This window comes from Mycobacterium sp. E136, from assembly GCF_001666865.1.
Classification (GTDB): Bacteria; Actinomycetota; Actinomycetes; order Mycobacteriales; family Mycobacteriaceae; genus Mycobacterium.
Genome location: NZ_LZJE01000008.1, coordinates 1 through 13138, shown reverse-complemented (window position 1 = coordinate 13138; position 13138 = coordinate 1). Strand labels below are relative to the sequence as shown.

Below are 13138 nucleotides of genomic sequence, written 5' to 3'. Positions count from 1 at the left end.
CACCGATCTCGGCAAGCGTGAGCTTGGTGACTTCCTTCTTCTTGGCGGCCATGATGCCCTTGAAGGACGGGAAGCGCGGCTCGTTGATCTTCTCGTTGACGCTGACCACCGCGGGCAGCGACGCCTCGACGGAGAACACGCCGTCGTCGGTCTCGCGCTCCCCGGTGACCTTGCCGTTCTCGACCGTCACCTTGCGCAGATGCGTCAGCTGCGGCAGGCCCAGGTACTCGGCGATGATCGCCGGAACCGCGCCGCCGGTGCCGTCGGTGGCCTCGTTGCCGGCGATGACGAGCTCAGTGCCCTCGATGGTGCCCAGCGCACGCGCCAGGGCCCAACCGGTCTGGACCATGTCCGAGCCGTGCATGCCCTCGTCGACGAGGTGTACGGCCTTGTCCGCGCCCATCGACAGCGCCTTACGGATCGCCTCCGTGGCGCGCTCGGGGCCGGCCGTGAGCACCGTCACAGTGCTCTCGCCGCCTTCCTTCTCCTTGATGAGCAGCGCTTCCCGTCCTTCAAGGGCATCATGGCCGCCAAGAAGAAGGAAGTCACCAAGCTCACGCTTGCCGAGATCGGTGTGGAGGCCGACGAAGTCGGTCTCGCCAACGCCGGTTCCAAGGTGCTGTCCTCGACGCCGAAGCCGCCGAAGACCGCCGGCGAGAAGGTCACCGACGAGGGTGACGGCGGCACCAAGATCGCCGAGTACCTGGTCGCCCAGAAGATCATCTAGGGCCGAACACCGAGACTGCGAAACAAGAGACGAGAGAAGAACTCATGGCTGAAGTACTCGTGCTCGTTGAGCACGCCGAAGGTGCGCTGAAGAAGGTCACCTCGGAGTTGATCACCGCGGCTCGCAAGCTTGGCGAGCCCTCGGCCGTCGTCATCGGCGCGCCGGGAACCGCAGAACCGCTCGTCGACGGCCTCAAGGCCGCCGGCGCCGCCAAGATCTACGTCGCCGAGTCCGACGACGCGGAGAACTACCTGATCACCCCGCAGGTCGACGTGCTGGCCTCGCTGGTGGAGTCCGCATCGCCCGCGGGCGTCCTGCTGTCGTCGAACGCCGACGGCAAGGAGATCGCCGGTCGCCTGGCGGCGCGCATCGGGTCCGGTGTGCTCTCCGACGTCGTCGACGTCAAAGACGGTGGGGTGGGCGTGCACTCGATCTTCGGTGGCGCGTTCACCGTCGAGGCCGAGTCCACCGGTGACGTCCCGGTCATCACCCTGCGTGCGGGTTCGGTCGACGCCGAACCGGCCGACGGTGCGGGCGAGGTCGTCAACGTCGAGGTGCCTGCCCAGGCCGAGAATGCGACGAAGATCACCAAGCGCGAGCCCGCCGTCGCCGGCGATCGCCCGGAGCTCACCGAGGCCACCGTGGTCGTCTCGGGTGGCCGCGGTGTCGGCAGCGCCGAGAACTTCACGGTGGTCGAGGAGCTGGCGGACTCGCTCGGTGGCGCCGTCGGTGCGTCCCGTGCCGCCGTCGACTCCGGCTACTACCCGGGCCAGTTCCAGGTCGGCCAGACCGGTAAGACGGTGTCACCGCAGCTGTACATCGCACTGGGCATCTCCGGTGCGATCCAGCACCGCGCCGGCATGCAGACGTCGAAGACGATCATCGCGGTGAACAAGGACGAGGAGGCTCCGATCTTCGAGATCGCCGACCTCGGCATCGTCGGCGACCTGTTCAAGGTCGCGCCGCAGCTGACCGAGGCGGTCAAGGCTCGCAAGGGCTGATCGTCGGTTTTCCGCGGAGCCCCGGTGCCTGGCGCACCGGGGCTTCGTGCTTTTCGGCCGCGGTGAGACTACGGATTCTCAAGGGTGCACTCGAGGCGCCGCCGGGCGCACGCTTGTGTACGTAAACGTCGAGTAGAAGCGCGACAAAGCGTGCGCTCGGCGTTCGGAAAGGGTGCCCGAGATGAAGATCACGGTGATCGGCTCGACCGGCCTTATCGGCTCGAATCTGGTGTCGCTGCTCGGCGGGGAAGGCCATTCGGTGGTCGGGGCGGCCCGGTCCACGGGCGTGGACGTGCTGAGCGGCGACGGGGTGGCCGACGCGATCGCCGGCGCTGACGTGGTGATCGACGTGACGAATTCGCCGTCGTTCGAGGACGGGCCGGTGATGGACTTCTTCACCACGTCGACGACGAACCTGGTGACCGCGGCCAAGGCTGCGGGGGTGGGGCATTACGTGGCGCTGTCCATCGTCGGCGCCGACGATCTGCCCGAAAGCGGATATCTGCGTGCGAAAGTCGCGCAGGAGACGATCATTCGCGACTCCGGGATGCCGTACAGCATCGTGCGCGCGACGCAGTTCCACGAGTTCGCCGAGGCGATCACCGACTCGCTGAACGTCGACGGCGAGGTCCGCGCACCCGATGCGCTGATCCAGCCGATCGCGGCCCAGGAGGTCGCCGCCGAGGTGGCCGAGGTGGCGGTCGGGAAGCCGCGCAACGGCCACATCGACGTCGGCGGGCCCGACAAGATCCCGTTCGCCGACCTCGCCCGCGCGGTGCTGGCCAAGCGCGGCGACGACCGGCGCGTCGTGGTCACCGGCGAGGCGACCTACTTCGGCACCCCGCTCGCCGAGGGCAGCCTGGTGACCGGCGACGACGCCGTCATCGCCGCCACGCGCTTCACCGACTGGCTGGCCCGGCGATGACCGCCGCCGCGCCGGAGAGCGACCTCGAGCGGGTCGTCCGCGAGCGGCACTGTACGCGAAAGTTCCTGCCCGACAAGCCCGTACCGCGTGAACTCCTTGACGAGGCACTGGAGTTGGCGATGCGGGCGCCGTCGAACTCCAACATCCAGCCGTGGCGGCTGTTCCTGGCCACCGGCGCGCGCCGCGACCGCCTCGCCGAGGCGCTGACGGAACGCGCGTCGGGTGGCTTTCCGCCGACGATGGGAATCCCGGAGAGCTTCGCCCCGCTGCGGCAGCAGCTGGGCGCGCTGGTGTACGGCGCGATGGGCGTGGACCGCCACGATGCCGAGGGACGCCGCCTCGCCCAGCTGCGCAACTTCGAGTTCTTCGGCGCCCCGGTGGCCGGCGCGGTGTGTATGCACCGCGATCTCGGCCACGCCGACAGCCTCGCGGTCGGGATGTTCCTGCAGACGCTCGTCCTCGCGCTGACCGAACGCGGCCTCGACACCTGCGTGCAGGTTTCGGTTGCCTACTTCCCGGACGTGCTGCGCGAACAACTCGACATCCCCGACGAGTTGCAGGTGCTGTGCGGCATCGCGATCGGATACGCCGACCCAGAATTCCCGGCCAACCGCGTGCGCACGCCGCGCAACGCCGTCGAGAACAACGTCGCGATCCTTGACCGCTGAGGCGGGCCGCGGCCGGGTCCAATTCGTCACCCGGCGCTCACCGACACGTCACGCGCCCGATGCCGCCCGGAGATGCGGCTGGGCGACCGTGCAGCCATGAGCACCGCTTCTGTACTCATCGCCCCCGACGAAATCCGCGGCGGGTCCACCCCCGCGCCGCGCTACACCCTGCTGCTCACGACCGATGCCGCGCACATCGAGGATGCGCAACGGCTGCGCCACGAGGTGTTCACCGCCGAACCCGGCTTCGCGCTGCGCGGTACGAATGACGGTCTGGACGCCGACCGCTTCGACGAGCACTGCGATCACCTCCTGGTTCGCGAGGACGTCACCGGCGAGCTCGTCGGCTGCTATCGCATGCTGCCGCCGACGGGTGCCCTGTCTGCCGGAAGCCTCTACAGCGCAACCGAATTCGACGTATGTGCGCTCGCTCCGTTGCGGCCGGGCCTGGTTGAGATGGGTCGTGCCGTGGTGCGGCCCGACCACCGCAACGGGGCCGTCGTCCTGCTGATGTGGGCCGGGATCCTGGCCTACCTCGACCGCTGCGGCTACGACTACGTGACCGGTTGTGTGTCGGTGCCCGTCTGCGGCCCCGACGGTCAGCCACCGGGCACACAGATCCGCGGCGTGCGCGACTTCGTCCGTCACCGTCACGCCGCCCCGGCCCGCTATACCGTGCACCCCTACCGGCCGGTGACCGTCGACGGCAGGGGCCTCGACGAGATCGCTCCGCCCGATCGGATCGTCGTGCCCCCGTTGATGCGCGGCTACCTGCGGCTCGGCGCGCAGGTGTGCGGCGAACCCGCACACGACCCCGACTTCGGGGTGGGCGACTTTCCGGCGCTGCTCGACAAGCGCCGAGCGGACACGCGCTACCTGAGCAGGCTGAGGGCGGTCGACGCGGCCGCCGGGATCGCGTCGTGACGGTCCAGGAGAGCTGGGTGCCGCGGGGGGAGTGTGGCGCAGGCTGCCTCAGCGACACCGCGCGGCAGGGCGGACGGCGGGCGATCGTCGCGTGCCGGGCCGCGCTGCGGATCACCTCGGCCGCCTCGCTCCTGTTGCTGACGCCGCTGCTGGCCGTCCCGGCGCCGGGCAGATCTCGACTGCAACGCGGCTACTGCCGGCTGTTGCTGGCCTGCCTGGGCGTGCGGACCAGGGTGTCCGGCGGTCCGATCCGCAACCTGCGCGGTGTTCTGGTGGTCAGCGGGCATGTCTCCTGGGTGGACGTTTTCGCGATCGGCTCGGTGCTGCCGGGGCGGTTCGTCGCCAAGTCCGAACTCGTCGGCTGGCCCGGACTGGGGCTGCTGGCCCGGCTGCTGAAGGTCATCCCGATCGAGCGGGCGAACCTGCGGCGGCTGCCCGACGTGGTCGGGGCCGTCAGCCGTGGGCTGCGGGCCGGGCACACCGTCGTCGCATTTCCCGAGGGCACCACCTACTGCGGGCTGGCGTACGGCCGCTTCCGGCCGGCGATGTTCCAGGCGGCCATCGACGCGGGGAGGCCGGTGCAGCCGCTGCGGCTGAGCTACCACGACGCCGACGGCGCCGCCTCCACCGTCGCCGCTTATGTGGGCGACGACACGCTGCTCGCGTCGATCCGGCGACTGATCACCGCGAAACGCACGGTCGTGCGGGTGCACGTGGGGTCGTTGCAGCTCCCGGGAACCGACCGCAGGGATCTGGCGATGCGCTGCGAGGCAGCGGTGCGCGGCGATCCGACGCGACGCTCGCACGGTCACGCGCTCGTGGCCTGAGCGAATCGGGGGAGCCCCGGCCCGACGGCTATTCTGGACTGGTTATGACCTCGGATCAGCCGGTCTACCTCGATCACGCCGCCACCACCCCGATGCACCCCGCTGCCATCGAGGCGATGACGGCCGCGCTGGCGACGGTCGGCAACGCGTCGTCGTTGCACGGCACCGGCCGCACGGCCCGGCGGCGTATGGAGGAGTCCCGCGAGACGCTGGCCCACCTGCTGGGCGCCCGCCCGTCGGAGCTGATCTTCACCGCCGGGGGCACCGAAAGCGACAACCTCGCGGTCAAGGGCATCTACTGGGCCCGCCGCGACGCCGATCCGCGCCGCAGGCGCATCGTCACCACGCCGGTCGAACACCACGCCGTGCTCGACTCGGTCGAATGGCTGGTCGAGCACGAGGGCGCCGAGGTGACCTGGCTGCCCGTCGAGCGGGACGGTTCGGTGACGCCGGCGGCGCTGCGGGCCGCGCTGCAGGACCACGACGACGTGGCCGTGGTGTCAGTGATGTGGGCCAACAACGAGGTCGGAACGATCATGCCGATCGCCGAACTCGCGGCCGTCGCCGCGGAGTTCGACGTGCCCATGCACAGCGACGCCGTACAGGCCGTCGGCCACATCCCGGTCGATTTCGCGGCGAGCGGACTGTCGGCGATGAGCGTCGCGGCGCACAAGTTCGGCGGGCCCACCGGTATCGGCGCCCTGCTGCTGCGCCGGGACACGGCCTGTGTGCCGCTGCTGCACGGCGGCGGCCAGGAGCGCGATGTCCGTTCCGGCACACCATATGTGGCGGGTGCGGTCGCAATGGCCGCGGCGGCCAAGGTCGCGGTCGACGGTCTGGAGGCCAACGGTGCGCGGGTGTCGGCGCTTCGCGACCGCCTGATCGAGAGCGTGTTGGCCGTCATCGACGACGTCGAGGTCAACGGGGCTAAGGGTGCCGCGCGGCTGCCCGGTAACTGCCACTTCACTTTTCGCGGCTGCGAGGGTGACTCGCTGCTGATGCTGTTGGACGCCAAGGGCATCGAGTGTTCGACGGGGTCTGCCTGTACCGCCGGCGTTGCGCAGCCCTCACATGTGCTGATCGCGATGGGTGCGGACCCGGCCAGTGCGCGCGGTTCGCTGCGTCTTTCGTTGGGGCACACCAGCAGTGAGGCTGACGTAGACGCCGCACTGGCGGTGCTGCCGGCCGCGGTCGAGCGGGCGCGGCAGGCCGCGCTTGCAAGTTCGGGAGTGGTCGAGTAGTGCGGGTACTGGTTGCCATGAGCGGCGGCGTGGACTCCTCGGTCGCCGCCGCCAGGATGGTCGACGCAGGCCATGACGTGGTCGGTGTGCACCTGGCGCTGTCGCCCTCTCCCGGCACCCTGCGCACGGGATCGCGCGGCTGTTGTTCGAAGGAGGACGCCGGCGATGCGCGCCGGGTCGCCGACATCCTCGACATCCCGTTCTACGTATGGGATTTCGCGGACCGGTTCAAAGAAGACGTGATCGATGACTTCGTGTCGTCGTACGCCCGTGGCGAGACTCCGAACCCGTGCGTGCGGTGCAACGAGCGGATCAAGTTCTCCGCGTTGGCCGCCCGCGCGCTGGCGCTGGGTTTCGACGCTGTCGCCACCGGACACTATGCGCGGCTGTCCGACGGGCGGCTGCGCCGCGCGGTCGACGCCGCCAAGGACCAGTCGTACGTGCTCGCGGTGCTGACCGCAGAACAGCTGCGGCACGCGGTGTTCCCGGTGGGTGACACGCCGAAGCCGCAGATCCGCGAGGAGGCCGCACGCCGCGGGCTCGCGGTCGCCGACAAGCCCGACAGCCACGACATTTGCTTCATTCCCTCCGGCGACACCCAGGCGTTCCTCGGCGCGCGGATCGGGGTGCGGCGGGGGTCGGTCGTCGACGCCGCGGGCACGGTGCTCGCCGAACACGATGGGGTGCACGCGTTCACCGTCGGTCAGCGCAAGGGCCTGGGCATCGCCGGGCCCGGCCCGGACGGCCGGCCGCGCTACGTGACCGAGATCGATCCGGACACGGCGACGGTGCGGGTCGGCGCCGCCGACGACCTCGACGTGTGGACGTTGACCGGTGAGCGGCCGACCTTCACATCCGGTGTCGCGCCGGACGGTCCAATCGAATGCCAGGTGCAGGTGCGCGCACACGGCGGGATCGAGGAGGGCGTGGCCGAACTCCGCGACGGCCGCCTCGTGGTCGACCTGCGCACCCCGCTGCGCGGGGTGGCTCCGGGTCAGACGATGGTGTTGTACCGCCCCGACCCCGCGGGCGACGAGGTGCTGGGAAGCGCGACGATCACCCGATAGCTATCCGGGTACGTTGGCCAGGATGTTGGTGATGACGATCTCGGGCACCGAGTCGGGGAACCGGCATGCGGTCACCTCCACCAGCACGACCGACTTGACGCGGTAATCGCGACCGCAGGCACTGGCGGGCCGCGTCTGCAAGGTGTCGGCACCGACGGCCCATTCGCCGACGAACATGGGTCCCAAAGGCGTTGCGCTGCAGCCGTCGACGAGGGCGACGAGGGAGTCGAACGCGCGCCGCGCGGTCGCGGCATCGCGATACGCCGCCGCACCCTCGGAGATCAAGCCGCCCTCGGGCGGATGCTGGAACGTCGTCTTGTGGAACTCCTCGACGTCGGGTCCGAAGGTCTGAGTCTCGGCGAAGATCCATTGGCACTGCAGGGGAGTGGTCTCGGTGAGCGGATCGATGTCGACCGGGATCTTGCCGTCCATCGTCGGGATGATCGTGAGATCCTCACCGGCGCCGGTGATCGCGCGCATCTGCGACTGATCGAGCATGATCGACTCGACGTCGATCGGGGACAGCGACTCGTCGTCGATCCCGGGTATCGCCCGCATCGCGTGACCGTCGACGAGGTGGGTGCACCCCGACGTGATCGCGACCGCCGCGCACCACACCGCTGCCGACCGTAGCGCTGCGGGCATGGTGTGTCCTTCCCAACCCTTCCGGACCGAGACTAGCCCGATCGAATACTGTCAAACGAGTGAGTGCTTTCGCCGCCGCCACCGGCATCGGATCCTGGCCCGGCACGTCGGCACGGGATGCGGCCGAGATCATCGTCGGCGAACTGCACGCCCTGCCGCATCTGGCCGAGCTGCCCGGCCGCGGCGTCGGTGCCGACATGATCGGCCGGACGGGGGCACTGTTGGTCGACATCAGCATGGACACCGTCCCCCGCGGCTATCGCATCGCCGCGGGCCGCACCGCGGTCCTCCGGCGGGCCAGGAGCCTGCTGGAGGAAGACCTCGACGCGCTCGAAGAGGCTTGGGAGAAGGCGGGTTTGCGCGGTGCGGGCCGCACCGTCAAGGTTCAGGCGCCCGGGCCGATCACACTGGCGGCACAGTTGGAGCTGGGCAACGGCCACCGCGCGCTCACCGATCTGGGTGCGGTGCGTGACCTGACCACATCGCTGGCCGAAGGGGTCGCGCAGCATCGGGCGCACGTCGCGCGACGGCTGGACGCCGCGGTGGTGGTGCAGTTCGACGAACCGCTGCTGTCCGCGGCACTGGAGGGCCGGCTGACCGGCGTGACCAGCCTGACGCCGGTGCACCCCGTCGACGAATCGGTGGCCATCAGTTTGCTCGACGAATGCGTCGCCGCGGTGGGCGCGCCGGTCGCCGTTCACGGATGCGCATCAGGTGTGCCGTGGAATGTGTTGCAGCGCAGTACGGTTGACGCCATATCGGTCGATGTGTCGGTGCTCGTGCCCGCCGATCTCGACCGCGTCGCTGAGTTCGTCGACTCCGGTCGCACGGTGGTGTTGGGCGTCGTGCCTTCGACCGCGCCGGAGGCCCGCCCGTCGTCGGAAGAGATCGCCAAGGCCGCCGTGTCGCTGACCGACCGACTCGGCTTCGCGCGCGCCGTGCTCACGGAGCGCATCGGCATCTCGCCGGCCTGCGGTCTGGCGGGCGCCACCGCCGAGTGGGCGCGCACCGCGATCGGATTGGTACAGAAGGCGGCCGACGCTTTCGCCGAAGACCCCGACGCGATCTAGCGCTCGCCGAATTCTGCACCAGGGCTATGGTCCGTCGAAAACAGCGACCCTGACGCAGAATTCGGCGCACTCAGAAAAAGTGCAACCAAAGGGTTGCGCTTCGTGGCGACGACGCCTACCGTCAGGCGCAACCAGGAGGTTGCATATGAGTACGGATCGAATCGAGAAGGAAGTGGTGTTGAAGGCGCCGCTCGAGCGCGTCTGGCGGGCGATCAGCGACGCCGATGAGTTCGGTCAATGGTTCGGGGTGCGCTTCGACGGGCCGTTCGTCGCCGGTACCTCGATCACCGGTGTCATGACGCCGACGGCGGTCGGCGCCGACGTCGCCCGGCAGCAGGAGCCGTATGCCGGCACGGCCGACGCATGGCACATCGAAGCGGTCGAACCGCCACGACGGCTGGCCTTTCGCTGGCATCCCTACGGGGTCGAGGAAGGTGTCGACGTCTCCGAAGAACCGACGACGCTGGTGGAGTTCACGCTCGAGCAGGTCGCCGAGGGCGTGCTCCTGCGCATCGTCGAGTCCGGCTTCGACGCGCTGCCCGCGCACCGGCGTGCCTCGGCGTTCGAGGGCAACAGCCAGGGTTGGGCCGCGCAGACCGAACTCGTGCGCAAGTACCTCGCGGTCAGCGAGGCCGTGTGAGCACAACGACGGCCGACGCGCCGTTGTCGTCGTTCTTCAACGCGCTGGGGGATCCGAACCGCCTGCGTATCGTCATCCGGCTGTGCGACGGCGGACCCTGCTCGACCAGCGAAGTCACCGAGGTGGTGGCGGTCAGCCGGCAGGCTACGACGAAACACCTCTTGGTGCTGGAGTCGGTCGGCCTGGTCAGCAGCGAGCGCAGCGGTCGCGAGCGTATCTGGCGGGTGCGGCCCGAACCCCTCGCCGACGCCGGGGAGTATCTGGAGAGACTGTCGCAGCGGTGGGACCGCGCCATCGACCGGCTGCGAGCCCACGTCGAGGAGGGCTGAGGTCCGCTTCGCGGACGATTTGCGGCGTCCGAATCGGGTGCTGCGCTTCGGGGTGCTCTCATGCAAGAATGCCTGTCAGGCGATGTCATTCGCCTTTGCCGAGAAGGGAATGGTGTTCGGATGAACCCGCGCCTCGCCGCAGGTGCCGGCGTGGTGTCCGTATTTTTCCTGCTGAGTGGATCGGGTGCGGCGGTCGCGTACGCCCACCCCGGTGACTCGCGCGGCTCCGACCGTGGACACAGCTCCGATCGGGGTGGCAGCCACGGTCGCGGGTCCAACAACGGCAAGCACGACAACGACCGCCGCGACGGCAACCGCCCCGGCGGCAGCAAACAGGGCGGCGGCCTCAACCGCCCCGGTGCGTCCCCGGAATCGCGGGTCGGTTCGGGCCGCGAAGACCTCAAGACGACATCGGGCAACCGGTTGTCCGTCGCGCCGGGCCCCGAGACGGCCGGTCGCGCCGCATCGAGCCCACAGCCGGCCGCGCGCGTGGCGTCCACCCCGCAGCCGGAGGCCCGGGTGGCGGCGGCTTCGGAGTCCGCCAACCGGTCGGCCGTAGCAGGTGTGCCGCCCGTCGTCGAAGCGCCGGTGGGCATCGCGTCGGCGGCCGGACCGGTCGCGGCGGGCGGATCCGGTGCCGCGGGTGCGCTCGCGCCCGCGTTCGAACCGCCTCAGGTGACGTTCGGCAACGGGCGCATTCCGCAGAGCCGCGGTCCCGCGCCTGAAGCCGTCGGGGAATCGCCCGCATCGGCGCCCGTGGTCCCGGCGCCCGCCCAGCCGGCTCCGATGCCTCCGGAGTCGCTGCCGCCGCTCGCACCGACTCCGTTGAGCCGGGACACCGCTCCACCCGCGGTGGTGCGCCAGTTCGTCGTCGCGCCCGGCGCCGGCACCACCGACCCCCTGTGGGGCATCGCCGGGTTGCTGCTCATCCCCGTGGCGGGCGCCGCCCTCGGGTACCGACAGGCGAAGGCGGCCCAGGCGGCCGAGCGGATCGGCCGATCCTGATCAGCTCCGCAGATCCTTGCGGAGAATCTTGCCGGACGTCGACTTCGGCACCGCATCGATGAACGCGACCTGGCGGACCTTCTTGTACGGCGCCACCTCGCCCGCCACGAAGTCGATCACCTGCTGCTCGGTGAGCTCCGCCCCGGATCGCTTGACCACGAACGCCTTCGGCACCTCTTCACCCTCTGCGTCGGGCACCCCGACGACGGCGGCGTCGGCGATGTCGGGATGGCTCAGCAGCACGGCCTCCAGTTCGGCCGGTGGGACCTGGTAGCCCTTGTACTTGATCAGCTCCTTGAGCCGGTCCACGATGTACACGCAGCCGTCGGCGTCGACCTGCGCGAGGTCGCCGGTGTGCAGCCAGCCCAGGTCGTCGATCGTTTCCCCGGTGGCCTCCTCGTTGCCGAGGTAGCCGGCCATCACGTTCGGGCCCTTGAACCACAGTTCGCCGGTTTCGCTCAAACCCTCTGTGGGCGGGTCGATCTCATCACCGGTCTCGGGGTCGACGATCTTCGACGCGGCGTTCGACACCGTCCAGCCGACCGAGCTCAGTGGCGCCACCATGTTCATCTCGTGCTGGCCGCCGTCGAACGGGGTGATGTGGCTGACCGGACTGAGTTCGCTCATGCCGTAACCCTGAACCACGCGGCACCCCAACCGTTCTGCGACGGCGTGGCCGAGATCGGCGTCCAGCGGAGCCGCACCCGACATCACGACGTTCAACGAAGACAGGTCGTATTCGTCGATCAACGGATGCTTGGCCAGCGCCACGGCGACCGGAGGCGCGATGAACGCGACCGTGCACGCGTGGTTCTGGATGTTGCCGAGGAAATCGCCGAGATCGAAGTTCGGCATGATCACCAACTTGGCCCGCGCATGCAGCGCCGCGTTGAGCAGCACGGTCATCCCGTAGATGTGGAAGAACGGCAGAACGGCGAGCACGGTGTCGTCGGCGACCATGCCGTGCAGGGGCCGGATCTGGGCGACGTTGGCCACCAGGTTGCGGTGGGTGAGCATGACGCCCTTGGGGTTTCCGGTCGTACCCGAGCTGTACGGCAGCGCGGCCAGGTGCGACGACGGTGCGAAGCTCACGTCCGGCGCCGGGTGACCGGGTCCCATCAGGTCCTCGGCGTTCGGGTGTCCATCGGCGTCCTGGCCGGCACCGTCGAGCACGACGAGTGTGTCGCCGGCGATGCCCGCCGCCGCGGCCGCCTCCTCGGCCTGTGCCAGCAGCGGGGAAACCGTCACGAGCATCTTGGCCTTGGAGTCGGTCAGCTGCTTGGCGATGTCCTTGGCGGTGAACAGCGCGTTGATGGTCGTCGCGGTCGCGCCCGCGCGCAGAATGCCATGAAATGCGACCGCGAACCCGGAACTGTTCGGCGAGAGCAGACCGACGACGTCACCGACGCCGATCCCGCGCCCGGCGAGCGCGCCCGCGAACGCGTCGATGCGCGCGATCACTTCGCGGTAGGTGGTCTCGCGGCCGGACTTCGCGTCGACGAGCGCGATCCGGTCGAGGTCTGCCTCGGCGATGTCGCCGAACAGGTAGTCGTAGACGCTGGTGGACGGAATGTCGACCTCGGGAAACGGGCTCGCGAAACTCATCGCGTCTCCGATCGATTCATGGCCTCTCGGCTGTTTGTTCAGACCTCGTCGAGGTTTCTGAGTCGAGCTGTCTGATGAGTTTCCTGGGCGCGGTCAACCGAAACGACGCGTCGATCAGCTCCCGCACCTCGTCCCAGTCGACGGTCCCGGCCGACAGGTCGAGCCCCAGCCACCCCGACGGCCCGAGATAGGCGGGGGAGAAGAACCGGGCGTCGTCCTGCAGCGCGTGCCGTTCGCTCTGGTCGACCTTGACCAGGATCGACTGCGGGTACTGGATGTAGTCGCCCTTGCGCGGCGGTTTGACGCTGCCGCTGTACATCGCGAACATCTTGGCGGCGAAAAATGCGGGCCGTCCGTGCGAGATCTTCTCGTAGGCCTCGGGAAACGACAGCGCCAGCGTCCGTACCCGTGCCAGCACCGGGTCGTCGTCGCGGAACATGATCGGGTGCGGCATGGGGTCAGGG

The 13138-nt window shown here is 69.5% G+C and carries 14 protein-coding genes and 2 pseudogenes; 12 read left to right on the top strand and 4 right to left on the bottom strand.

The window, feature by feature from the left end; genetic code table 11:
• Positions 1-505, bottom strand: a pseudogene (locus A5698_RS00435) (electron transfer flavoprotein subunit beta/FixA family protein); the annotation flags it as partial.
• On the opposite strand from A5698_RS00435, the pseudogene A5698_RS00430 reads away from it, so the two are divergent.
• The 8 genes and pseudogenes from A5698_RS00430 to mnmA form a co-directional block, all read left to right on the top strand.
• Positions 500-727, top strand: a pseudogene (locus A5698_RS00430) (electron transfer flavoprotein subunit beta); the annotation flags it as partial. The pseudogenes A5698_RS00435 and A5698_RS00430 sit on opposite strands and share 6 nt — an antisense overlap.
• Before the next feature lie 44 nt (positions 728-771).
• Positions 772-1728 carry an electron transfer flavoprotein subunit alpha/FixB family protein gene (locus A5698_RS00425; RefSeq protein WP_067092284.1) on the top strand — a complete coding sequence of 319 codons (957 nt, stop codon included), beginning with the start codon at positions 772-774 and terminating at the stop codon, positions 1726-1728.
• Positions 1729-1909: 181 nt separating this feature from the next.
• Complete coding sequence (locus A5698_RS00420; protein WP_068291936.1) at positions 1910-2653, top strand: SDR family oxidoreductase; 744 nt, start codon at positions 1910-1912, stop codon at positions 2651-2653.
• Complete coding sequence (locus tag A5698_RS00415) at positions 2650-3321, top strand: nitroreductase (protein WP_068291928.1); 672 nt, start codon at positions 2650-2652, stop codon at positions 3319-3321. Before A5698_RS00420 ends, A5698_RS00415 begins: the two co-directional genes overlap by 4 nt.
• Before the next feature lie 96 nt (positions 3322-3417).
• Positions 3418-4245, top strand: a complete 828-nt coding sequence (locus A5698_RS00410; RefSeq protein ID WP_068291933.1) for a GNAT family N-acetyltransferase — start codon at positions 3418-3420, stop codon at positions 4243-4245.
• Complete coding sequence (locus A5698_RS00405) at positions 4242-5072, top strand: lysophospholipid acyltransferase family protein (protein WP_068291926.1); 831 nt, start codon at positions 4242-4244, stop codon at positions 5070-5072. Before A5698_RS00410 ends, A5698_RS00405 begins: the two co-directional genes overlap by 4 nt.
• A gap of 44 nt (positions 5073-5116) precedes the next feature.
• Complete coding sequence (locus A5698_RS00400) at positions 5117-6313, top strand: cysteine desulfurase family protein (RefSeq protein WP_068291924.1); 1197 nt, start codon at positions 5117-5119, stop codon at positions 6311-6313.
• Positions 6313-7380 (top strand): tRNA 2-thiouridine(34) synthase MnmA, encoded by a 1068-nt coding sequence (mnmA, locus tag A5698_RS00395; RefSeq protein WP_068291921.1) that lies wholly within the window; start codon positions 6313-6315, stop codon positions 7378-7380. The genes A5698_RS00400 and mnmA overlap by 1 nt, the downstream gene beginning before the upstream one ends.
• Here the strand turns inward: mnmA and A5698_RS00390 are convergent, their stop codons facing one another.
• Entirely contained in the window at positions 7381-8025 is a 645-nt protein-coding gene (locus A5698_RS00390) for a sensor domain-containing protein (protein ID WP_068291918.1), read from the bottom strand.
• A 59-nt stretch (positions 8026-8084) separates the two neighbouring features.
• On the opposite strand from A5698_RS00390, the gene A5698_RS00385 reads away from it, so the two are divergent.
• The 4 genes from A5698_RS00385 (at position 8085) to A5698_RS00370 (ending at position 11069) form a co-directional block, all read left to right on the top strand.
• The gene (locus A5698_RS00385; RefSeq protein WP_068291914.1) at positions 8085-9095 is read left to right on the top strand and encodes a uroporphyrinogen decarboxylase/cobalamine-independent methonine synthase family protein; all 1011 of its coding nucleotides are present in this window, start codon (positions 8085-8087) and stop codon (positions 9093-9095) included.
• Positions 9096-9240: 145 nt separating this feature from the next.
• Positions 9241-9735, top strand: a complete 495-nt coding sequence (locus A5698_RS28335) for an SRPBCC family protein (RefSeq protein ID WP_068291911.1) — start codon at positions 9241-9243, stop codon at positions 9733-9735.
• Positions 9732-10064: an ArsR/SmtB family transcription factor gene (locus A5698_RS28330; protein ID WP_068291907.1), complete on the top strand. Its 333-nt coding sequence runs from the start codon at positions 9732-9734 to the stop codon at positions 10062-10064. Before A5698_RS28335 ends, A5698_RS28330 begins: the two co-directional genes overlap by 4 nt.
• 120 nt (positions 10065-10184) lie before the next feature.
• Positions 10185-11069, top strand: coding sequence for a hypothetical protein (locus tag A5698_RS00370; RefSeq protein ID WP_068291905.1), 885 nt, complete (start codon positions 10185-10187; stop codon positions 11067-11069).
• Here the strand turns inward: A5698_RS00370 and A5698_RS00365 are convergent, their stop codons facing one another.
• Positions 11070-12674, bottom strand: coding sequence for a 4-coumarate--CoA ligase family protein (locus tag A5698_RS00365; RefSeq protein ID WP_068291902.1), 1605 nt, complete (start codon positions 12672-12674; stop codon positions 11070-11072).
• A gap of 16 nt (positions 12675-12690) precedes the next feature.
• Positions 12691-13128, bottom strand: coding sequence for an MmcQ/YjbR family DNA-binding protein (locus A5698_RS00360; RefSeq protein ID WP_068291897.1), 438 nt, complete (start codon positions 13126-13128; stop codon positions 12691-12693).
• Positions 13129-13138: the final 10 nt, after the last annotated feature.